Source organism: Kitasatospora sp. NPDC101801 (assembly GCF_044766665.1).
GTDB lineage: Bacteria > Actinomycetota > Actinomycetes > Streptomycetales > Streptomycetaceae > Kitasatospora.
This window is the reverse complement of sequence record NZ_JBIWML010000031.1, coordinates 23663-45262: the sequence shown is the minus strand read 5'-3', so window position 1 is coordinate 45262 and position 21600 is coordinate 23663. Positions and strand designations below refer to the sequence as shown.

Here is a 21600-nt window from a genome sequence, read left to right as displayed (position 1 = left end):
ACCGACACGCCCGTGCCCCTCCGGACCGCTGGGAACCAGCCGGACCGAAGGGGCACGGACAACGGAGAGCGAGCCCGGCGAGGAGCGGGCGGCGAGCGTCGGTCAGACCAGCTCGATCAGGTCGGCGATCGACTTGACCACCCGGGTCGGCCGGTACGGGAAGCGCTCCACGTCCGCCTCGGCGGTCAGGCCGGTGAGCACCAGGATGGTCTCCATGCCGGCTTCCATGCCCGCGACGATGTCGGTGTCCATCCGGTCGCCGATCATCACGGCGGTCTCCGAGTGGGCGCCCGCGCTGTTCAGCGCCTCGCGCATCATCAGCGGGTTGGGCTTGCCGACGAAGTACGGGTCGACGCCGGTCGCCTTGGTGATCAGCGCCGCGACCGAGCCGGTGGCCGGCAGCACGCCCTCGGGGGACGGGCCGGTCTCGTCCGGGTTGGTGCAGATGAACCGCGCCCCGGCGTTGATCAGGCGGATCGCCTTGGTCAGCGCCTCGAAGCTGTAGGTGCGGGTCTCACCGAGGACCACGTAGTCCGGGTCCTTGTCGGTCAGCACGTAGCCGGCCTGGTAGAGCGCGGTGGTCAGACCGGACTCGCCGATCACGTAGGCGGTGCCGCCCGGGCGCTGGCCCTTGAGGAACTTGGCGGTGGCCAGGGCCGAGGTCCAGATGCACTCCTCCGGCACCTCCAGGCCCATCCCGGCCAGCCGGGCGCTGAGGTCACGAGGGGTGTAGATGGAGTTGTTGGTCAGCACCAGGAACGGCTTGCCGGACTCCCGAAGGCGCCGGAGGAACTCCTCCGCGCCCGGGATCGGCGTGCCCTCGTGAATGAGGACACCGTCCATGTCGGTCAGCCAGGACTCGATGGGCTTGCGCTCTGCCACGTGCGTGTCTCCCGAAGTCGTGCGAGGTCGTGCGGATTGCGGTGAGAGTGGCGCCCGGGAGGGCCCCACCAGGGATACTGCGCTGCCCCAACGGGGCCCAGCCTAATCCGCACGCCTGCCCGAGGGGAGCACGTCCCGCCCACCGGACGGTGCACTCCGTCCCTCGGGCCGATCCTCATGGGCACCTCAAGGGAGCCTTAAAAGGTCCCTAACGGAGCTGATGCTCCGTCAACTGCCAAGCGGCGCCTGGCTAGCGTACTTCCCAGCGACCCCCACCGCTGAAGGAGCACCCCACATGTCTCTCCGTCGCACCGCCGTCGTCGTCGCGCTCGCCGGCACCGCACTGGCCACCAGCGCGCTCGGCGCGGGCACCGCCACCGCCCACGGCTCCCTGCAGAACCCGCTCAGCCGGGTGTACGGCTGCTACCTGGAGAACCCCGAGCAGCCGAAGTCCGCCGCCTGCAAGGCCGCCATCGCCTACGGCGGCACCCAGGCCATGTACGACTGGAACGGCATCCGGATCGGTGACGCCGCCGGCCGCCACCGCCAGCTGATCCCGGACGGCCGCCTGTGCAGCGCGAACGCGGCCGAGTTCGTCGGGCTCGACCTCCCCCGCAACGACTGGCCGGCCACCAACCTGACCGCCGGTGCCGCCACCACGTTCAAGTTCCGGGCCACCGCGCCGCACCGCGGCACCTTCCAGCTCTTCATGACCAACAGCAGCTACAACCCGACCCTCCCGCTGAGCTGGTCGAACCTGGACGCCACGCCCTTCGCCAGCATCACCGACCCGGTGGTGGTGAACGGCTACTATTCGTTCCCGGTGACCGTCCCGACCGGCAGGACCGGCCGTCAGATGATCTACGCGATCTGGCAGCGCTCGGACAGCCCGGAGGCGTTCTACACCTGCTCCGACGTGGCCTTCGACGGCAGCGGTACGGCCGCCGCCCCGGCCGCCGCGGTGCCGGCCTCGGACACCGCCGAGCACCACGACCACGCGGCCGCACCGGCCGTGGCCCCCGCCGCAGCCGCACCCGCCGCAGCTCCGGCCGCCGCCCCCGTGGTCGCCCCGGCAGCCGCACCCGCGGCCGCACCGGCACCCGCCAAGGAACTGGCCGCGACCGGCACCGACCGCTCCACCGGCCTGATGGCCGCCGTCGGCACCTCGTTCGTGCTGGCGGGCGGCGCCGTCGCGGTCCTGCACCGCCGTCGCCGGCTCGACGGCCGCTCCGCCCGCTGACCCCACGCACTCACCGCCCGCAGCACCTCGCCGGAGCTCGACCCGGCACCGACCACGACCCCCCGCTCCGGAGGTTACGTACCCGTCCGACGGCGGGGGTCGTGGTTGAGTAAGGGCATGAGCAGCACGCCACGCCCCCCGTTCCGCGTCGGCCTGGTCGGCTTCGGCCTGGCCGGCTCGGCCTTCCACGCCCCGCTGATCGCCGGCACCCCCGGACTGCGGCTGGACGCGGTGGTCACCGCCAACCCCGACCGCCGCGCCCAGCTGCACCGCGAGCACCCGGACGCCCGTCCGCTCGACACCCCCGAGCAGCTCTTCGAGCAGGCCGCCGACGGCCGGCTGGACCTGGTGGTGATCGCCTCTCCCAACCGCACCCACGTACCGCTGGCCCGGACCGCCCTGACCGCCGGTCTGCCCACCGTGGTGGACAAGCCGCTGGCCGCCACCGCCGCCGAGGCGGCCGAGCTGTGCCTGCTGGCGGAGCGGACCGGCACCCTGCTGTCGGTGTTCCAGAACCGCCGCTGGGACGGCGACTTCCTGACCGCCCGACGACTGGTCGAGGACGGCTCGCTCGGCCGGGTGCACCGGTTCGAGTCCCGGTTCGAGCGGTTCCGGCCCAAGCCCAAGGCGGGCTGGCGCGAGCTGGCCGACCCGGCCGAGGTCGGCGGCACCCTCTACGACCTGGGCAGTCACCTGGTGGACCAGGCGCTCACCCTGTTCGGTCCGGTCGAGTCGGTCTACGCCGAGGTCGACGTCCGCCGGGACGGCGCGGCGGTCGACGACGACGCCTTCCTCGCCCTCACCCACGCCTCGGGGGTCCGCTCGCACCTCTGGACCAGCGCGATCACCGCCCTCGGCGGCCCCCGCCTGCGGGTGCTCGGCGACACCGCCGGGTACGTGAAGTCCGGGATGGACCCGCAGGAGGCCGACCTCCGGGCCGGCCGCCGCCCAAACGACGGCACCCCCTGGGGCGCGGACGACCCCGCCCACTACGGCACGCTGGGCACCGACGAGTCGTCAGCCCCGTGCCCGACCGCCTCCGGCGACTACCCGGCCTACTACGCGGGCATCGCGGCCTCCCTCGCCGACGGCACCCCGCCCCCGGTCGATCCGCGCGACGCCGTCGCAACCCTCGCCGTACTGGAGGCCGCCCGCGCCTCGGCCGCCACCGGAAACACCGTCCGACTGCCGGACCACCAGGCCGGTCGGCACGGCTGACCCCCGGCACCCGGCACCCGGCAGACTGGCACCCCGCCGGAGCCACACCCCGCCGACCGGTCTGCGTAGGATGCCCCCGAAGCTCTCGCCCCGCACCGGAGGAGGTCCGGCCATGACACTGCTCGCCGTACTCCTCGGCCTGGTCCGGGTGCTGACGGGCGACCAGCTGACCGGTGCCGGCGGCCTCGGAGTCGCCGCCGCAGCCACCCTGGTCCTGTTGGCCGGGGTGGCCGCGGCCGCCCTGTCGACCACCCGGGCGCTCGGGGCACGGGCCCCGCGCGCGGTACGGGACGGGGCGCTGCGCCGACGCGCGTTCCGGTCGGCCTTCCTGCCCCAGCGTGATCCGGACGCCCGGGGCCGTCGTCGTCCCAGGGCACCGGGCGCGGCCCTGACGGCCGCCTGAGCCCGCAGCTCCCTCCGCACCACCGAGCACCGCACCGGCACACCGGCCGTCCTCCGCCGACCTCTCGTACCCGAGACCCCGGAGGGCTGTTCGCGGTCCTGCTGCCGCTGGCCGGAGCGCTCTACCTGCTCACCACCACCGCCTGGGCGCTGGCCGAACGGGCCCGGCTGCTCCGGCCGGAGAGCGGATCGGTGCCCGTCCCGGCCGGGAGCTGACTCAGCCCCGGTCCCACCCGGCAAGGTACTGGTCGATCTCACCGATGATCCGGGCCTTGCCGGGTGCGTCCAGGAAGGACGCCTCGACGGCGTTTCGCGCGAGCGCGGCGACGCCGGACTCGTCCAGGTCGAGCAGCCGGGCGGCGACCGCGTACTCGGTGTTCAGGTCGGTGCCGAACATCGGCGGGTCGTCGCTGTTGACCGTGACCAGCAGGCCCGCGTCGACCATCTGCCGGATCGGGTGCTCCTCCATCCGCGCCACCGCCCGGGTGGCGATGTTGGAGGTCGGGCAGACCTCCAACGGGATGCGGTGCTCGCCGAGCCAGTCCAGCAGCGCCGGGTCCTTGACCGCCTGGGTGCCGTGGCCGATCCGCTCGGCGCCGAGCACCCGCAGGGCGTCCCAGACCGTCTCGGGCCCGGTGGTCTCACCGGCGTGCGGGACGCTGTGCAGACCGGCCGCGCGGGCCCGGTCGAAGTACGGCTTGAACTGCGGGCGCGGCACGCCGATCTCGGGACCGCCGAGACCAAAGCTGACCAGGCCGTCCGGCGCCAGGTCGACCGCCAGCCGGGCGGTCTCCTCGGCAGCGCCCAGACCGGCCTCACCCGGGATGTCGAAGCACCAGCGCAGCACCACGCCGAGCTCCTTCTCGGCCGCGATCCTGGCGTCCTCGATCGCCTCCATGAAGGCCACGTCCGGGATGCCCCGGCTGACCGAGGAGTACGGGGTGACGGTCAGTTCGGCGTACCGGATGTTCTGCCGGGCCATGTCCTCGGCCACCCCGAAGGTGAGCGAACGGACGTCCTCGGCGTCACGGATCAGGTCCACCACGCTCAGGTAGACCTCGATGAAGTGCCCGAAGTCGGTGAAGTCGAAGTACGCGGCGAGCGCGGCCGGGTCGGTCGGCACCCTGCTCTGCCCGGCGTGGCGGGCGGCCAGTTCGGCCACCACCCGCGGTGAGGCGGAACCGACGTGGTGCACGTGCAGCTCGGCCTTGGGCATCCCCGCGATGAACGCCTCGATGCCCCGCTTGCCCTCGATGCCCGGCTTGCCCTCAACCGCCACTTCGTTCTCCTTCGTACGATGCAGACGCGCCATGCTAACCCGCCCTCAACCGCCCAGCGCCACGGCCACGGTGTGGATCAGCAGCCCGGCCAGCGCACCCACCACGGTGCCGTTGATCCGGATGAACTGCAGGTCGCGGCCCACGTTCGCCTCGATCTTGCGGGAGGCGTCGTCGGCGTCCCAGCCCGCCACGGTCTCCGAGATCAGCGAGGTGATCTCGGCCCGGTAGGTCTCCACCACGTACTGGGCGGCGTCCTGCAGCCAGCCGTCGGCCTTCGCCTGCAGCTTGGTGTCGGTGGCCAGCCGCCGGCCGAACGAGCGCAGCCCGTCCCTGATCCGGCGGCGCAGCTCGCTCTGCTCGTCCTCGGCGGCGGTCAGCACCAGGGTGCGGACGGCCGACCAGGAGGAGGCGATCAGCTCCTGCACCTCGGGACGGGCCAGCAGGTCGTCCTTGGCCCGCTCGACCCGGGCGATGGTCGCCGGGTCCTGCTGGAGCTCGGTGGCGAAGTCGGCCAGGAAGTTGTCGATCGCGCCCCGGGCCGGGTGCTGCGGGTCGTCCCTGATGTGGGTGACGAACCGCATCAGTTCCTTGTGCACCCGCTCACCGACCTGGTGGTCGATGAACTTCGGGGTCCAGCCGGGGCTCTTGCTGGTGACCCGCTCGACCACGTCCCGGTGATGCTCCGTCAGCCAGTCGTGCACCCGGACGGCGACCAGGTCCACCACGCCGTGGTGCCCACCGTCGGCGACCACCTTGGCGAGCAGCCGACCGGCCGGTTCGGCCACCGAGGTGGCGGCGGCCCGCCGGGTGACCGCCTCGGCCACCACGGCCTGTACGTCGTCGTCGTTGAGCACCGCGAGCACCCCGCGCAGCGCGGCCGCCGCCTCGCCGGTGACCCGCTCGGCGCTGCCCGGCGCTGCCAGCCACTCGCCGAGCCGGTGGGCGATGCCGATCCGGGCCAGCCGGTCCCGGACCACCGGGGCGGAGAGGAAGTTGTCCCCGACGAAGTCGCCCAGCGACTGGCCGAAGGCGTCCTTCTTGGTCGGGATGATCGCGGTGTGCGGGATCGGCAGCCCGAACGGGCGGCGGAACAGCGCGGTGACGGCGAACCAGTCCGCCAGCGCACCCACCATGCCCGCCTCGGCCGCCGCCGCGACGTACCCGGCCCACGGCCCGGCCCCGGCCGCGTCGGCCCAGGTGGCGAGCCCGAACACCACCGTGGCCAGGCCGAGCAGCCCGGTGGCGAACAGCTTCATCCGCCGGACACCCCGGCGTTTCTCCTCGTCGGCCGCCGTGAAGCTGACGCCCAAGCCGGCCTTCGTCCTGACCTTCTGATCGACGCTCACCTGGACAGTCTGCCCCGCCCGGGCCGATCATCCGACGGAGCCACGTCCTTCTCCGGGAGAGATCAGGGACGCGCCACGCTCCGGGCCCAGCCTCGAAAGGTGTCATCACCCATGACCAGCTCCGACCGACCGATCCGCTGGGGCATCCTCGCCACCGGCGGGATAGCCGCCGCCTTCACCGAGGACCTGCTCGCCGTCCCCGGCGCCGAGGTGACCGCCGTGGCCTCCCGCACCGAGCCCGCCGCCCGGGCCTTCGCCGACCGCTTCGGCATCCCCCGGGCGTACGGCTCCTGGGCGGAGCTGGCCGCCGACCCCGAGGTCGACGTGGTGTACGTGGCCACCCCGCACACCGCCCACCACGACGCCACCGCGCTGATGCTGGAGGCGGGGAAGGCGGTGCTGTGCGAGAAGCCGTTCACCCTGAACACCCGTCAGGCCGAGCGGCTGGTCGCCACCGCCCGGGCCCGGCAGCGCTTCCTGATGGAGGCGATGTGGATGTACGTCAACCCGGTGGTCCGCCAGGTCGTCGAACTGGTCAAGGGCGGGGCGATCGGCGAGGTCAGGGCCGTGCACGCGGACTTCGGCTTCCCGGCGCCGCCCGACCCCACCAGCCGGCTGCTGGACCCGGCGGCGGGCGGCGGCGCCCTGCTGGACCTCGGCGTCTACCCGGTCTCCTTCGCCCACCTGCTGCTCGGCGAGCCCGAGCGGATCGAGGCGGTCGCCACGCTGACCCCGGAGGGGGTGGACGAGCACACCGCCGTGGTGCTCGGCCATGCCGGCGGCGCACTGTCGCTCCTGAGCTGCTCGCTGGTGGCCGGGTACGGGCAGCGGGCCTCGGTCCACGGCAGCACCGGCCGGATCGAGCTGCCCACCGACTTCTTCCATGCCACCAGCTTCGTGCTGCACCGGGACGGGGGGACCGCCGAACGGTTCACCCTCGACCGGGGTCCCGGCCACGGCCTGGGGCTGGAGGCCGCCGAGGTGGTCCGCTGCCTGCGGGCCGGACTGACCGAGTCGCCGCTGGTGCCGCTGGACGGCTCGCTCGCGGTGATGCGGACGCTGGACGCCGTCCGGGCCCGGATCGGGGTGCACTACCCGGGCGAGTGACGGCCCGTCCTCCAGCGGCTCGGCGGGACGGCCGGTCAGGCGCCGAGCACGATCCGCCGCACCCCCGCCCAGCGCGCCGGGTCGGTGACCCGGCGGCCGTCGAGCAGCACCCCGACGCCCGGCAGGTCGGCCACCCCCAGGGTCCGGTACTCGGGGTGGTCGGCCTGCACCACCGCCGCCTCGACCGGCTCGCCCCGGTGCGGCGGCAGCCCGAGCCCGGTCAACTCCTCGGCGTCGTACAGCGGATCGGCCACGTACGGCCGTGCCCCGGCCGCCCGGAGCTCGGCCACCAGCGGGAAGGCCCCGGAGTACGCGGTCTCCTTGACCCCGCCCCGGTAGGCGGCGCCGAGCACCAGCACGCCCCGGCCGGTCAGCCCGCCGAGCACCGCCGCCAGCCGTCCGACCGCGTACCCGGGCATCGCCAGGTTGGCCTCCCGGGCGGCCTCGACCACCGTCGCGGCCGGGTCGCCGGCCAGGTAGAGCCTCGGGTAGACCGGGATGCAGTGGCCGCCGACCGCGACGCCGGGCTGGTGCAGGTGGCTGTACGGCTGCGAGTTGCAGGCTTCGGTCACCTCCGCCAGGTCCACCCCGATCCGGTCGGCGTACCGGGCGAACTGGTTGGCCAGACCGATGTTGACGTCCCGGTAGGTGGTCTCGGCCAGCTTGGCGAACTCGGCCGCCTCGGCCGAGCCGAGCGCCCAGACGCCGTTCGGGCGGGGCAGGTCCGGGCGCGGGTCGAAGTCCAGCACCTCGCGGTAGAACTCGACGCCCTGCCGGGTGGAGCGGTCGTCGATCCCGCCGACCAGCTTCGGGTACCGCCGCAGGTCGGCGAAGACCCGGCCGGAGGAGACCCGTTCGGGGCTGAACACCAGCCCGAAGTCCGTCCCGGGCCGCAGGCCCGAGCCCGCCGCCAGCAGGTCGGCCACCCGGCCCGCGGTGGTGCCGACCGGCAGGGTGGTCTCGTAGCTGACCAGGGTGCCGGGCCGTAGCCCGGCCGCCACGGCGGCGGTGGCGGCGTCCAGCAGGGTGAAGTCGGGCCGGTCCTCCGGGCCGGTCAGCAGCGGCACCGCGACCAGGACGGCGTCGGCTCCGGCGACCGCCGCCGTGGTCTCCGCCTGCGCCGTCAACCTGCCGTCGGCGACCGCGAGTTTCAGCCGCTCCGGCAGCTCGGCCTCGCCGGGGAACGGCGGTCGGCCCTCGTTCACCTGCCGGACCACCGAGGGCGCGGTGTCCGCGCCGAGCACCCGGTGCCCCTTGCCGGCGAACTGCACCGCGAGCGGCAGTCCGATCTTCCCCAGCCCGACCACACAGATCGTCCGACCCACCGTCGACTCCCCCTCAGCCCCGCGTCATCCGGCCGGCCAGCCGGCGCCAGCCCTGCCGTCGGCGCAGCTCGCGCCTGGCCCGCTCCGGGACCAGGTCCCGCCAGATCTGCCGGGGCAGCTCGAACCGGGCCGCGCCCCGGCCGAGTTCGTCCTCGATCAGCCCCCGGACCGCCTGGTACCGGTCGGCCCGGGCCAGCTCCAGCCGGAGCCGTTCGGGCTCGGCCAGGTCGGCCAGCACGTCGCAGTGCTCGCGGACCAGCCGGCCCACCTCGGCCACCACGTACCGCTGCTCGGCCTCGGACTGCCCGAGCAGCTCGGCCTGCAGCAACTGCGGTACGTCCCAGCCGAAGTGGCGCAGGTGCAGGGCCCGGCGGACCTCGCCGCCGGGCTCGGTGAGCCGGTCGGTGACGGCCAGGATCTCGGTCAGCCCGCGCAGCCGGTCGCGGTGGCCGGAGCGGACCGTGGCGTTGGCCCGGTCGGCGCGCAGCACCGCGTGGTAGCAGTCGTAGTCGGCCAGCACCGAGACCCGCCGGGCCCGCAGCAGCGCCTGCAGGGTGAACGGCTGGTCGGAGTAGACCGGCAGGTCCTCCCGGCGGCGCAGGCCGTGCCGGACCAGCGGCTCCCGGCGGAACAGCTTGGTGTCCGAGAGCGCCCAGGCCAGCGCGGAGTCGGTGAAGTCGACCGAGGGCTCGGTGCGGTCGAAGATGCCCTGCGGGACGTGCCGGCCGCCGACCCCGACCATCTTGCCGAGCACCACGTCCGACTCGTACCGGTCGGCCATCGCGACCAGCCGCTCCAGCGCCTGCGGGCCGAGCCAGTCGTCGGCGCCGAGGAAGAACACGTAGCGGCCCCTGGCCAGTTCCATCGCCCGGTTGGTGGGTGAGGCCGGGCCACCGGAGTTGGCCTGCCGCTCGACCCGGAACAGCCCGGGATGCTCCCGGGCGAACCGGGCCAGCTCGGCGCCGCTGCCGTCGGTGGAGCCGTCGTCGACCGCGACCACCTCCAACCGGCTTGCACAAACGGACTGTTCGACCAGCGAGGTGAGACAGGCCGTCAGGTACGGCATGGTGTTGTAGACCGCGATCACCACGGTGACGTCGGGGGTGCTCACCGGGACACCACCCCCAGCAGGCTCTGCCGCCCGGCGGCGGCCAGCACCGACTCCGCCACCTCGACGGTGTGCAGGCCCTCGGTCAGCGCGACGGTCTCGGCCGGCCGGCCGGCCACCGCCTCGCGGAACTGCTCGTGCTCGCTCATCAGCGGCTCCCGTTTCGGGAAGGCGTACCTGATCACGTCGCCTTCGGTGACACCCCGGAAGGTGCGGACGGTGTCCCACTCGGTCGGCACCGCGCCGTTCACCTGCAGGGTCAGGTCCGCGGTCAGCGTGTCGGCGACCAGGCAGCCGCGCTCGCCGGTCACCGCCACGTACCGCTCCTTCTGCGGGCTGAGCCAGTTCACCAGGTGGCTGACCATGGTGCCGTCGGCCAGCGTGCCGACCGCCGCCACCATGTCCTCGTACGGGCGACCGCTCTTGCGCACCGTCCTGGCGGCCACCGAGGCGTAGCTCTGGCCGGTGATCCAGCCGGTCAGGTCGATGTCGTGGGTGGCCAGGTCCTTGACCACCCCGACGTCCGCGATCCGGCGCGGGAACGGGCCCTGACGGCGGGTCGACACCTGGTACACCTCGCCGAGTTCGCCGCGGGCCAGCCGGGCCCGGAGCTGCTGGAGGGCCGGGTTGTAGCGCTCGACGTGGCCGACCCCGGCGATCTGCCCCCGGAAGGCGTCCACCAGCCGGCGGGCGGCCCTGGCGTCGTGCGCCAGCGGCTTCTCGATCAACGCGGGCACTCCGGCCACCGCCAGCCGCAGGCCGACGCTCTCGTGCTGGGCGGTCGGGCAGGCCACCACCGCGTAGTCGACGCCCAGCGCGAGCAGGTCGTTGAGGTCGGCCAGCACCGGGACGCCGTTGGGAGCGGTGCCGCCCGCCGGGTCCACCACGCCGACCAGCTCGACCCCGGCCAACGCACCCAGGACCCGAGCGTGGTTGCGTCCCATCGCACCCAGGCCGATCAGCCCGGCCCGGAGCGGCCGCCCGCGTTCGGTGCCCCTCGGCTCAGCCCGCACGCCGCACCACCCGGACCACCAGGGCCAGTTCGGCCTCCGACAGGGTGGGGTGCACCGGCAGTGCGACCACCTCGGCGGCGGCCCGCTCGGTCTCCGGCAGGTCCCAGTCGCCCGGGTAGGGCGGCAGCCGGTGGATCGGCACCGGGTAGTACACCGCGCTTCCCACCCCCGCCTCGGCCAACTCCCGGCGGAAGTCATCCCGTTCACCGCGTACCCGGACGGTGTACTGGTGGTAGACGTGCCGGGCACCGGCCGCCACCGGCGGGATCCGCAGATCGGTGGCGGCCAACTCCCGGTCCAGTACGGCCGCGTTGGCCCGGCGGCGCTCGGTCGCCTGCGGCAGCCGGCCGAGCTGGACCCGGCCGACGGCCGCCGAGACGTCGGTCATCCGGAGGTTGGCCCCGACGATCTCGTTCCGGTACGGCTGCTCCATCCCCTGGTTGCGGAGCAGCCGCAGCTTCCGGGCCAGCGCCGGGTCCGCAACGGTGACCATGCCGCCCTCCAGGGCGTGCATGTTCTTGGTCGGGTAGAAGCTGAAGCACCCGGCGGCGCCGAACGAGCCCACCGGCCGGCCGTCCAGGGTGGCGCCGTGCGCCTGGCAGGCGTCCTCGACCACGGCCAGGCCGTTCCTGGCGGCGAGTTGGGTCAGGTCGGCCATCGCCGCCGGGTGCCCGTACAGGTGCACCGGGAGCAGGGCGGCGGTGCGCGGGCCGATCGCGGCCCGGACCGCCGCCGGGTCGAGGCAGAAGCTGTCCGGGTCGATGTCCGCGAAGACCGGCTCGGCGCCGACCAGCCGGACGGCGTTGGCGGTGGCGGCGAACGAGAAGGACGGCACCACCACCTCGTCCCCGGGCCCGATCCCGAGCGCCGTCAACGCCAACTGCAGAGCCGACGTGCCGGAGTTGACCGCCACGCAGTGCCTGCCGTCCACCAGCTCGGCGAACTCCCGCTCGAAGGCGGCCACTTCGGGGCCCTGGACGACCGATCCGCTGCGCAGCACCCGGACCGCGGCGGCGATCTCCGCCTCCCCGATCACCGGCCGCGCCACCGGCACCACCCCGGCGCCCGGGCGGGCCGACCGCACCGACTCCCCGACCAGCTGAGCCATCCGCGCGCACCCCTCACAAGCCTGTCCGGTGATCCGGAGTGTCAACTGTCCACGACACCCCGGAGTCACCGGTTTCACCCGGACGAGTGACGGTGGCCGTCCCTCGATCGGTCCGCTCCGCCGATCGGGCCGCTCAGCCGATCGCGACCTCGGCGTACATCCGGGCGATCACGTCCTCGATGGCGGGTTCCCGGACCGACAGGTCGACCAGCGGGTAGCGCGCCGCCACCGCCGCGACCAGCGGGGCGGCGCTCTGCTCGGCCGGGAAGGCCAGCCACTGCCGGGGCCCCTCGACCCGGACCACCCGGGCGCCCGGGACCTCGATCGCCGGGCGCGGCTCGGCCAGGTCGACCACCAGGGTCCGTTCGCTGCGGCCCGCCGTGTGCAGCCCGTCCAGACCGCCGTCGTAGACCACCCGCCCGTGGTCGATCACCATCACCCGGCCGCAGAGCTGCTCGATGTCGGTCAGATCGTGGGTGGTGAGCAGCACCGTGGTGCCCTCGGCCTGGTTGACCTCGCGCAGGAACTCCCGGACCTTCGCCTTGCTCACCACGTCCAGGCCGATGGTGGGTTCGTCCAGGTAGAGCACCTGCGGGTCGTGCAGCAGCGCCGCCGCCAGGTCGCCGCGCATCCGCTGGCCGAGCGAGAGCTGCCGGACCGGGGTGTCCAACAGGGCTCCCAGGTCCAGCAGTTCGACGCATCGGGCCAGGTTGGCCCGGTACCGGTCGGGCGGGATGCGGTAGATCCGGCGGGCCAGTTCGTAGCTGTCCCGCAGCGGCAGGTCCCACCACAGGGTGGTGCGCTGGCCGAACACCACGCCGATCCGCCGGGCCAGCCCGACCCGCTCCCTGGCCGGCTCGACCCCGGCCACCCGGAGCAGCCCCGCGCTGGGCACCAGGATGCCGGTGAGCATCTTGATCGTGGTGGACTTGCCCGCGCCGTTCGGGCCGATGTAGCCGACGCACTCACCCGCCCCGACGGTGAAGCTCAGCCCGTCCACCGCGTGCACCACCCGCTTCTCCCGGCGCAGCCGGCCGGCCTTGGTCCGGATCGTGAAGTCCCGTCGGACGTCCTTGAGTTCGATCAGTGCCATGTCCAACTCCTCTTCTGGAGGTTCTAGGTGCCGGTGCCCCGGTAGGCGCGCAGTCCGGCCCGCCAGGCCAGGCCGGCGGCCAGCACGCAGAGCAGGGCGGCCAGTGGGGAGGCGAACCGGAACGCCTCGGGCAGGCCGAGCGGATCGGGCTTGCCCAGGATGTGCAGCGCGGGCAGCCAGTTGACGAAGGCGAGCGGCAGGCCGAACACGGTGCCGGCCACCAGCTCCTTGGCGAAGATCGTCGGCGGGTACTGGAGCATGGTGGCTCCGCCGTAGGTGAAGGAGTTCTGGAACTCACTGGCCTCGCCCCACCAGAACTGCACGGTGGAGAAGCCGATGAAGAGCGCGCCGAAGATCACGCTGCCGCAGACCAGCAGCACCGCCAGCAGCAGCACCCGGTCGGCCGTCCAGGCCACCTGCACCCGGGTCAGCGACCAGCCCAGGATCACCGCGGCCTGCACCGGGCGGCCGACCCGGCGCAGCGAGAAGCGTTCGGCGCAGACCTGGGCGAGCGCGGGGGCGGGCCGGATCAGCATGGTGTCCAGGGTGCCGCTGCGGATCCGCTCACCGAGCGCGTCCACGCTGCCGACCAGCAGGTTGGCCGTGCCGAGGGCGAAGCTCGACGTCCCGTACAGGAAACCGAGTTCGCCGAGCGACCAGCCGCCGAGCTGGTCGGTGTGCTGGAACATCAGCAGCAGGACGACGAAGTCGAGGGCGGTCACCGCGGTGCTCGCGGTCAGCATCAGCACGAACGAGGTCCGGTAGGCCATGGTCGAGCGGGTCCACATCCCGGCCATCAGCCACCAGGAGCGCAGCGCCCAACCCGTCCGGACGGCGAGGTGGTCAGCCACCGTGCACCACCACCTTGCGGGTGGCCAGCAGTTGGACCAGCCGGCCGGCCGCGAGCAGCAGCACCGCCCAGGCCGCCTGGAAGCCGAGTGCCCCGAGCAGCGCGGTGCCGACGCGGCGCTCCAGGAAGACGTCGGCGGGGACCTGGACCAGCGCGGACCAGGGCAGCAGTCGCGCCGACTCGCCCAGCCACCCCGGGAAGAGGGTGAGCGGCAGCAGCGCCCCGGAGAAGAACAGCGCGACCACCACCATCACCGAGCGCACCCCCTCCGAGTCGTGCAGCCAGAAGCCGGTGAGCGAGACCAGGTAGCGCACCCCGAAGCTGACCGTCACGGCCAGCAGCACCGAGCCGAGGAAGGCCACCCAGGTGTACGGGTGGGCGGGCAGCCGGATGTCGAAGGCCAGCACCCCGGCCACCGTGGGCACCGCGCCCCGGGCGACCAGCTGGAACCCGGCCCGGCCGAGGTCGGCGGCCAGCCACCACCCCATGAAGTCGACCGGCCGGTACAGGTCGACGGCGATGTCCCCGTTCCTGAACCGGGCCTGGACGTCGTCCTGGAAGCCGCCGCCCCAGACCGCGACGGTGACCAGCAGCGCCTGGCTGACCCAGATGTAGGTGACCGCCTGGTTGCCGTCGTACCCGCCGACGCCCGGCCGGGCCCGCCAGAGCGCGAGGAAGGTGTACGCCAGGATGAAGCCGAAGACGGTGTTGGTGAAGGCCCCGGCCACGGTGGCGGCCCGGTAGGTGGTGTAGCGGCGGAACGAACCGGCGGCGATCGCGAGGTAGAGGCGCGCAGAGCCCGTCCGGCCCGGCGGCCGGAGCTGCTGAGCGAGCTGCATCATGTCTCCTTGTCGACTTTTTAACAGGCCTGTGGGCAGGCGTTCGGGCAGCCCGACGAGCACAGCCGGAGCGACCTCGGGGCAGCCCCGAACGGCCCCGACCGGCTGACCCCCGGGGGTACCGGGGACTGCGGGCGGAGCTGCGTCTGTCCTGCTGCGCTATGGGGTTGTCATCTTTCAACGTACCGCCGGAGCGGGCCGGGCGCAGCCGAATTGCCCGGGGCCACGCAGGGTCAAACCGGTCTGATGGTGGATCAGATCCCACATAATTCCCCCCATGAGCCACCAGCCGGACCTGCTGCCAGCGCCCGACAGTCTCGAGTGGGAGGACCGCGCCGAGGGCTCCCGGCGCGACCGGCGGCGGGCCCGGCGAGCCGCCCGCAAGGCCCGGCGCCGGGCCCTGCCCTGGTGGCGCCGGGTGGTGCCGACCTGGCGGATGGTGCTCGGCGGACTGCTCGGCCTGCTGCTGCTCGGCCTGGCGGGCTTCGTCACGCTCTACCTGATCGTCCCGGTGCCCGGCCCCAACACCCAGGCGGTGGCGCAGAGCAACGTCTACTACTACGCGGACGGCAGCACCGAGCTGGCCCGCACCGGCTCGGTCAACCGGCAGGACGTGACGATCCGCCAGGTCCCGCTGGACACCCAGCACGCGGTGGTCTCCGCCGAGGACCGCACCTTCTACCGGAACAAGGGCGTCGACCTGCGCGGCATGGCCAGGGCCGCCTGGAACACCGCATCCGGGAAGGACACCCAGGGCGGCTCCACCATCACCCAGCAGTACGTGAAGAACTACTACCTGACCCAGGACCAGACGGTGGCCCGCAAGGTCAGGGAGCTGTTCATCGCGCTCAAGGTGGACCAGCAGCAGAGCAAGGACGAGATCCTGGCCGGCTACCTCAACACCAGCTACTTCGGCCGCAACGCCTACGGCATCCAGACCGCCGCCAAGGCGTACTACGGCGTGGACGTCTCCCGGCTGACCCTCGCTCAGGGTGCTTACCTGGCCGCCCTGTTGCAGGCGCCGAGCGCCTACGACGTGAAGAACGGCACCCCGGCCAACCGGGCCAAGGCGCTCGCCCGCTGGAACTACGTCCTGGACGGCATGGTCCAGCTCGGCTTCCTGGACGCCGCCGCCCGGGCCGCCACCACCTTCCCCGAACCGGTCGACCCGCAGCCCGCCACCGGTCTGAGCGGCCAGGCCGGCTACCTGGTGGACATCGCCGACGACTACCTGACCAGCGCCAACGTGCTGGACGCGGCCACCCTGAAGGCCGGCGGCTGGAGGATCACCACGACCTTCGACAAGCCCCGGCAGGACGCCTTCGTCCAGGCCGTCCGGCAGGAGCTGACCGCCGAACTCGACCCCGCCGCCCGCCCGGAGAGCGACACCGCGGTCCGGGTCGCCGGTGCCTCGATCGACCCCGGCAGCGGGCGGATCGTCGCGGTCTACGGCGGTCCCGACTACGCCGAGCAGCAGTACAACGACGCGCTCCGGCAGGACAACCAGGTCGGCTCCACCTTCAAACCGATCGACCTGGCGGCCGGTCTGGAGGGCGGGCACACCACCCAGGACGGCCGGCCGATCACCACCCAGACGCTGTACGACGGCAGCTCCCGCCGCCCGGTGGTCGGCGGCCCCACGGCGTACGCCCCGCCGAACGAGGACGACGCCGACTACGGCTCGGTGACCCTGCGGTTCGCCATGATGAAGTCGGTCAACTCGGTCTACGCCCAGGAGGGCGTGGACGCCGGGCTGGACGACGTCCGGCAGACCGCGATCCGGCTCGGCCTGCCCGACACCGTGCCGGGCATGGATCCGGCCAACACCTCGATGACACTGGGCACCGCCACCCCGAGCGCGATCGACCTGGCCTCGGTGTACGCGAGTCTGGCCAACCACGGCCAGGCGTTCACCCCGTGGGCCGTGCTCAGGCTGGAACGCTCCGGCGGCTACTCCGACCTGCCCGAGCTGCCCGCCCACCCGGCCCGCACCGCGGTCGGCCGGGGCACCGCAGACGCCGTCACCGACGTGCTGGCGGACGTGGTCAGCCCCGCCGGCACCGGTGCCCGGGCCCTCGGTCTGGGCCGCCCGGCGGCCGGCAAGACCGGCACCACCGACAGCAACCGGTCGGCCTGGTTCGCCGGGTTCACCCCCGAACTGGCCACCGTGGTGGGCCTGTTCCGGGAAGACCCGAAGACCCATGCCAAGCTCTCGCTGGCCGGTACGGCGGGCTACAGCCGGATCAACGGCGGCGCCATCCCGACCGAGATCTGGACCAGCTACACGACCACCGCGCTCCGGGGCACCCCGGTCCAGCAGTTCGACCTCAGGCCGAGCCGGGGCAACAGCCAGCCCAGCGCCCCCGCCTCACCCACCGGCAGCCCGTCGGCCACCCCGAGCCAGAGCCAGAGCCCGAGCGGTACGCCCTCGGGCGCCCCCACCCCGACCGGGACACCGTCCGCCACCGGATCACCGTCGACCCGCCCGAGCACCACGCCGTCGGGCAGCGCCACCCCGACCGGCACTCCCCCGGCCGGCACTCCCCAGCCCGGTCCGAACGGCTCCCCGAGCCCCTGACCCCACCTGGTCCCGCCTGACCCCCGGTCAGCCGTCAGAGGTACAGCCCGGTCGAGCCCTCCGTGTCGCCGAACCGGCTCGCCGCCACCGCGTGCAGGTCACGCTCGCGCAGCAGCACGTACGTGGCGCCCCGCACCTCGACCTCCAGCTTGTCCTCCGGGTCGTACAGCACCCGGTCCCCCGGCTCCACCGAGCGCACACTCTGACCGACCGCGACCGCCTCGGCCCAGGTGCAGCGCTTGGACAGCTCGGCGGTGGCCGGGATCAGGATGCCGCCGGTCGACCGGCGCTCCCCCTCGCTGCCCTCGGTCTTCACCAGCACCCGGTCGTGCAGCATCTTGATCGGCAGCTTCGCGCCCAGCCGGTCGTGCCGGGTCTCCTCGTGCTGTTCGTTCCGCTCTTCGTTCACGCCCCCGACGGTACCCGCCCCGGCCCGGCGGCGTGACGCTGCCCCGGCAGGCGGGAGGGGCCGGACTCGGCTGGGTCCGGCCCCTCCTCCGCGCGTCGCGGTCAGCCGCGCCGGCGCTTGCGCACCGAAGCCACCAGCAGCAGCACCCCGACGCCGACCAGCGCGGCCGGGACGATCCGCTCCTTGCGCGGCTGCCCCTTCTCGTCGGTGAACTGCGCCTTCACCTGCTCCACCGCACCGCTCGCGGCGACGTACGCCCGCCCGGCCCGCTGCTCGACCGAACCGAGCAGCTTGGCCTTGGTCTGGGCCGCGATGGTGCTCGGGTGCACCCGGACCGCGAGCTCGTCCAGGGTCGTCGCGAGCTGGGTGCGGGTCCGCGCGATGTCCGCCTCGATCTGGGCGGTCGTCCGCGCCGCCTTGTCTGTCCCGGCCTTGCCCACTCGGGCCACCCCTTCACTGGTTGCGTCCGTCAGTGTCCGTTCCGACAGGTGTCAGTCTGTCAGCTCCCCGCCCGGCCCGCGCAGTGCCACCCACCAACGGGGGTAGGTTGGCGGCTGGTACGACCAACGAGTCCGCACGAGGAGAAGCCCCACCATGAGCGAGCGCCTTCAGCCCGGCGACACCGCCCCCGCCTTCACCCTGCCCGACGCCGACGGCAACCAGGTCTCCCTCGCCGACCACCTCGGCCGCAAGGTGATCGTGTACTTCTACCCGGCCGCCCTCACCCCCGGCTGCACCAAGCAGGCCTGCGACTTCACCGACAACCTGGAGGTCTTCGCGGGCGCCGGGTACGACGTGATCGGCATCTCCCCCGACAAGCCGGCCAAGCTGGCGAAGTTCCGCGAGACCGAGAACCTCAAGGTCACCCTGCTGGCCGACGAGGACCACGCGGTGCTGGAGGCGTACGCCGCCTACGGCGAGAAGGTGAACTACGGCCGCACCTACGTCGGCGTGATCCGCTCCACCGTGATCGTCGACGAGCAGGGCAAGGTCGAGCACGCCCTCTACAACGTCAAGGCCACCGGCCACGTCGCCAAGCTGCTCCGCGACCTCAAGGTCGACGCGGGCTGACCCGGCCCCGGCGCACGACGAAGCGGTGGCGGTGCACCCCCCGACCGGGTGCACCGCCACCGCCGTCTCTCACCTCGTCAGGTCAGCAGACCCCGAGGTCGCTCCAGACGCCCCACTGACCGGTGGTCGAGGGGTCCTCGTTGGTGGTCCACCACTTGTTGCTGTACTGGTGGCCCTTCCAGGACACCTTGGTGCCCGTGGTGGCGTAGACGGCGCCCGCGCTCCAGCTCGGCGCGGTGCAGCTGCCCGGCGTGGTGGGGCTGCTGCTCGGGCTGGTGCTGGGCGAGCTGGACGGCGAGCTGCTCGGGCTCGACGACGGGCTGCTCGACGGGGAGCTGCTCGGCGAGGAGGACGGGCTGCTCGACGGGCTGCTGCTCGGGGAGGCGGACGGCGAGGAGGTCGCGCCGCCGGAGCCCCGGGTCAGGTCGCCGGTCAGGCCGTACAGGGTGCCGCCCACGCTGACCGTCCAGTTGGACGGGGTCGAGACCGGCAGGTAGTAGGTGAAGTCCATGGTCAGCGACGCACCCGGAGCCAGCGACTGCCAGCCGGGCAGCTTGACCGAGGCCCGGTTGTAGACGCCCTTGAGGCCGCCCACGTTGTTGCCGGTGTGGTCCTGACGGATCGTGGTGAGACCGAAGCCGGAGGAGTCCTTGGCGTTGCCGGGGGCCGAGCTGGAGTAGTCGAACTGGAACTCGGTGCCGCCGGGCAGGGTCACCGTGGAGTTGTTGGTGACCTGCAGCTTGGGGCTGATCGGGTAGTTCGAGTCACCGAGCGCGAAGCTGTTGAACTGGACGTCGATCGGCAGGGTCTGCTGCGGCAGCGCGATGGTGGAGCGCTTCGCGCCGTACGCCGGGGCGGACTTGAACTTGTCGTACATCAGCGAGGTCAGGGTCGAACCGGGGACGTACTGGTTCTTGGCGGCGTCCCACTTGTAGTCACCCGCGAGTTCCCAGATCATCGCGCCGCCGATGCCCTGGTTGACCACGTAGTCGGCCTTGGCGCCGACCGACTGCTCGTCCTCGGTAGAGAGGAAGACCTTCTTGGTCGCGTTCCACAGCCACGGCGCGACCAGGGTCGAGTCGTAGTTGCGGACGTAGCTGCCCTGGAGCGCGGTGTCGGTCACGCCGTACTTGGAGAGGTAGTCGGGGACGATGCCCTTCTCCAGGTTCTTGGCGTGCCACATCGGGTTGGAGCCCGCCGGGGACTCGACCCCGTTGGTGTCCTTGTCGTTCCAGATGTTGTCGATGCCGACCGCGCCGTCACCACAGGTGGTCAGACCGGCCCCGGCCGGGCAGGTGTTGGTCGAGGCGGTGCCCCACAGACCGTTGGTGCCACCGGTGACGTTCTTGAACCCGCGGGTGTAGTACGGCAGGCCGACGTTGATCCGCCCGGCCGACATCGCGCCCCGGAAGTAGTGGTACGCCCAGTCGGTGTTCAGGTAGCCGATGCCGCCGTACTGGGTGGTCCCGTAGACGTTGGCGGCCGCCAGCTCGGCGTCCTTGCCGTCGTCGAACAGCGAGGCGTTCGGGCCGACGTACTTGTTCCAGGCGCCGTGCAGGTCGTACGACATGATGTTGACGTAGTCCAGGTACTTCGCCATCTGGTACGTCTCCATGCCGCGGAGCAGGTACCCGGAGGACGGAGCGGCGACGGTCACCATGTAGTGCTTGCCGTCGGCGGCGCCGGCCCGGTCCATCTTCTCGCGCAGGGTCTTCAGCAGGGCGTCGAACGCCTTGACCAGCGAGCCGCGCTTGGCGTTCGCGGTGGTCCAGTCGAGCGGGTTGCCCGCGTCCTTCATCGAGGTGGCGTACTCGTAGTCGATGTCGACGCCGTTGAAGCCGTACTTCTTGATGAAGTCCACGGCCGAGTCCGCGAAGGTGTTGATGCCGGCCTGGTTGACCGAACCGTCCGCGTTGACCGTGGTGGAGTAGAAGCCGCCCGAGTTGACGCGCTTGCCGTCGGCACCGAAGTAGCCGCCGGTCTCGGCCCAACCACCCACCGAGATCAAGGTCTTGACGTTCGGGTACTGCTTCTTGTACTTGGTCAGCAGGTTGAAGTGACCCTTGTACGGAAGGGTCGGGTCCATCTCCGCGCCGGCCACCCCCGGGAAGGTGATCCCGGTGGCCTCGTTGGTCGGGGAGTCGTCACCGACCGAGAGCTTGTTGTTGGCGTCGATGTGCCCGAACGCGTAGTTCAGGTGGGTGACCTTGTCCCAGGGGATGTTGTTCACCAGGTAGGCGGGGGTGCCGTCCTTGCCGGTGCGCCAGCCGGTGAAGTAGCCGATGATGCGGCGCTGGTGGTCGGCGCCCATCTTCTCGCGGCCCTCGGCGTCGTACACGCTGCAGTAGGGCACGTCCACGCCGGGCGTGGTGTACATGCCGTCGGGGCGACAGGACTGGTTGTCGACAGCCGCGGCGGCCTGCGAAGGCGCCGTGCCGAGCGTGGCGACCAGCAGACCGGCCATCACGGCGGCGGCAGCGGTGGCGAACGCCACCCGCTTGCCGGACGTCTGACGGCCCGCAGCGGTGGGACGCTGCTCCGTCGTGGATCGGATCAACACTCGGTCCTCCAGGGGAGAGTGCCGGCGCGCTGTGGGGGCGCGCAGTGGGGGAGGTGGGACAGCCCGCAGCTGACGACCGGTCAGAACCCCGACTGCCGCGCTGCAGATTGGCGTGAAGCTATGTGGTCTGAACCACATAGGTCAATAGGTCTGTACCAATCGAGTGTCAAC

Annotated in this window: 19 protein-coding genes; 6 read left to right on the top strand and 13 right to left on the bottom strand. The window is 72.6% G+C overall.

Annotation, left to right across the window (positions count from 1 at the left end):
* Positions 1 to 102: 102 nt before the first annotated feature.
* Complete coding sequence (locus ACIRPK_RS27185; RefSeq protein WP_057237655.1) at positions 103 to 882, bottom strand: HAD-IIA family hydrolase; 780 nt, start codon at positions 880 to 882, stop codon at positions 103 to 105.
* Positions 883 to 1177: 295 nt separating this feature from the next.
* On the opposite strand from ACIRPK_RS27185, the gene ACIRPK_RS27180 reads away from it, so the two are divergent.
* From ACIRPK_RS27180 to ACIRPK_RS27170, 3 genes are all read left to right on the top strand, one after another.
* Complete coding sequence (locus ACIRPK_RS27180; RefSeq protein ID WP_403042790.1) at positions 1178 to 2122, top strand: lytic polysaccharide monooxygenase; 945 nt, start codon at positions 1178 to 1180, stop codon at positions 2120 to 2122.
* Positions 2123 to 2239: 117 nt separating this feature from the next.
* Positions 2240 to 3340: a Gfo/Idh/MocA family oxidoreductase gene (locus ACIRPK_RS27175; protein WP_403042788.1), complete on the top strand. Its 1101-nt coding sequence runs from the start codon at positions 2240 to 2242 to the stop codon at positions 3338 to 3340.
* 112 nt (positions 3341 to 3452) lie between these two features.
* Positions 3453 to 3743, top strand: coding sequence for a DUF6412 domain-containing protein (locus ACIRPK_RS27170; RefSeq protein WP_403042785.1), 291 nt, complete (start codon positions 3453 to 3455; stop codon positions 3741 to 3743).
* A 216-nt stretch (positions 3744 to 3959) separates the two neighbouring features.
* Here ACIRPK_RS27170 and ACIRPK_RS27165 read toward each other — a convergent pair whose 3' ends face one another.
* Complete coding sequence (locus ACIRPK_RS27165; protein ID WP_403042782.1) at positions 3960 to 5021, bottom strand: adenosine deaminase; 1062 nt, start codon at positions 5019 to 5021, stop codon at positions 3960 to 3962.
* 45 nt (positions 5022 to 5066) lie between these two features.
* Complete coding sequence (locus ACIRPK_RS27160; protein ID WP_403042779.1) at positions 5067 to 6368, bottom strand: DUF445 domain-containing protein; 1302 nt, start codon at positions 6366 to 6368, stop codon at positions 5067 to 5069.
* Between the two features lie 111 nt (positions 6369 to 6479).
* On the opposite strand from ACIRPK_RS27160, the gene ACIRPK_RS27155 reads away from it, so the two are divergent.
* Complete coding sequence (locus ACIRPK_RS27155) at positions 6480 to 7475, top strand: Gfo/Idh/MocA family protein (protein WP_403042777.1); 996 nt, start codon at positions 6480 to 6482, stop codon at positions 7473 to 7475.
* Between the two features lie 35 nt (positions 7476 to 7510).
* On the opposite strand, the gene ACIRPK_RS27150 is transcribed toward ACIRPK_RS27155, so the two are convergent.
* The 7 genes from ACIRPK_RS27150 to ACIRPK_RS27120 all read right to left on the bottom strand — a co-directional run bounded on the left by ACIRPK_RS27150 (position 7511) and on the right by ACIRPK_RS27120 (position 14814).
* The gene (locus tag ACIRPK_RS27150; RefSeq protein WP_403042775.1) at positions 7511 to 8800 is read right to left on the bottom strand and encodes a nucleotide sugar dehydrogenase; all 1290 of its coding nucleotides are present in this window, start codon (positions 8798 to 8800) and stop codon (positions 7511 to 7513) included.
* 13 nt (positions 8801 to 8813) lie between these two features.
* The gene (locus ACIRPK_RS27145; RefSeq protein ID WP_403042772.1) at positions 8814 to 9911 is read right to left on the bottom strand and encodes a glycosyltransferase family 2 protein; all 1098 of its coding nucleotides are present in this window, start codon (positions 9909 to 9911) and stop codon (positions 8814 to 8816) included.
* Positions 9908 to 10852 carry a Gfo/Idh/MocA family protein gene (locus ACIRPK_RS27140; protein ID WP_403042905.1) on the bottom strand — a complete coding sequence of 315 codons (945 nt, stop codon included), beginning with the start codon at positions 10850 to 10852 and terminating at the stop codon, positions 9908 to 9910. The genes ACIRPK_RS27145 and ACIRPK_RS27140 overlap by 4 nt, the downstream gene beginning before the upstream one ends.
* A gap of 58 nt (positions 10853 to 10910) precedes the next feature.
* Entirely contained in the window at positions 10911 to 12029 is a 1119-nt protein-coding gene (locus ACIRPK_RS27135; RefSeq protein ID WP_403042770.1) for a DegT/DnrJ/EryC1/StrS family aminotransferase, read from the bottom strand.
* A gap of 133 nt (positions 12030 to 12162) precedes the next feature.
* A complete protein-coding gene (locus ACIRPK_RS27130; RefSeq protein ID WP_403042767.1) occupies positions 12163 to 13122 on the bottom strand; it encodes an ATP-binding cassette domain-containing protein in 960 nt (319 codons plus the stop codon).
* A gap of 23 nt (positions 13123 to 13145) precedes the next feature.
* Positions 13146 to 13919 carry an ABC transporter permease gene (locus tag ACIRPK_RS27125; protein WP_403042903.1) on the bottom strand — a complete coding sequence of 258 codons (774 nt, stop codon included), beginning with the start codon at positions 13917 to 13919 and terminating at the stop codon, positions 13146 to 13148.
* 46 nt (positions 13920 to 13965) lie between these two features.
* The gene (locus tag ACIRPK_RS27120) at positions 13966 to 14814 is read right to left on the bottom strand and encodes an ABC transporter permease (protein WP_403042765.1); all 849 of its coding nucleotides are present in this window, start codon (positions 14812 to 14814) and stop codon (positions 13966 to 13968) included.
* Positions 14815 to 15088: 274 nt separating this feature from the next.
* On the opposite strand from ACIRPK_RS27120, the gene ACIRPK_RS27115 reads away from it, so the two are divergent.
* Positions 15089 to 17389 carry a transglycosylase domain-containing protein gene (locus ACIRPK_RS27115; protein ID WP_403042762.1) on the top strand — a complete coding sequence of 767 codons (2301 nt, stop codon included), beginning with the start codon at positions 15089 to 15091 and terminating at the stop codon, positions 17387 to 17389.
* A gap of 34 nt (positions 17390 to 17423) precedes the next feature.
* Here ACIRPK_RS27115 and ACIRPK_RS27110 read toward each other — a convergent pair whose 3' ends face one another.
* Both ACIRPK_RS27110 and ACIRPK_RS27105 read right to left on the bottom strand, forming a co-directional pair.
* Complete coding sequence (locus tag ACIRPK_RS27110; RefSeq protein WP_403042900.1) at positions 17424 to 17726, bottom strand: GroES family chaperonin; 303 nt, start codon at positions 17724 to 17726, stop codon at positions 17424 to 17426.
* A gap of 173 nt (positions 17727 to 17899) precedes the next feature.
* Positions 17900 to 18238, bottom strand: a complete 339-nt coding sequence (locus tag ACIRPK_RS27105; RefSeq protein ID WP_403042761.1) for a DUF3618 domain-containing protein — start codon at positions 18236 to 18238, stop codon at positions 17900 to 17902.
* A 154-nt stretch (positions 18239 to 18392) separates the two neighbouring features.
* On the opposite strand from ACIRPK_RS27105, the gene bcp reads away from it, so the two are divergent.
* The gene (gene bcp, locus ACIRPK_RS27100; protein WP_403042758.1) at positions 18393 to 18869 is read left to right on the top strand and encodes a thioredoxin-dependent thiol peroxidase; all 477 of its coding nucleotides are present in this window, start codon (positions 18393 to 18395) and stop codon (positions 18867 to 18869) included.
* Positions 18870 to 18951: 82 nt separating this feature from the next.
* Here bcp and ACIRPK_RS27095 read toward each other — a convergent pair whose 3' ends face one another.
* Positions 18952 to 21333, bottom strand: a complete 2382-nt coding sequence (locus tag ACIRPK_RS27095; protein ID WP_403042897.1) for a chitinase C-terminal domain-containing protein — start codon at positions 21331 to 21333, stop codon at positions 18952 to 18954.
* Between the last annotated feature and the right edge of the window lie 267 nt (positions 21334 to 21600).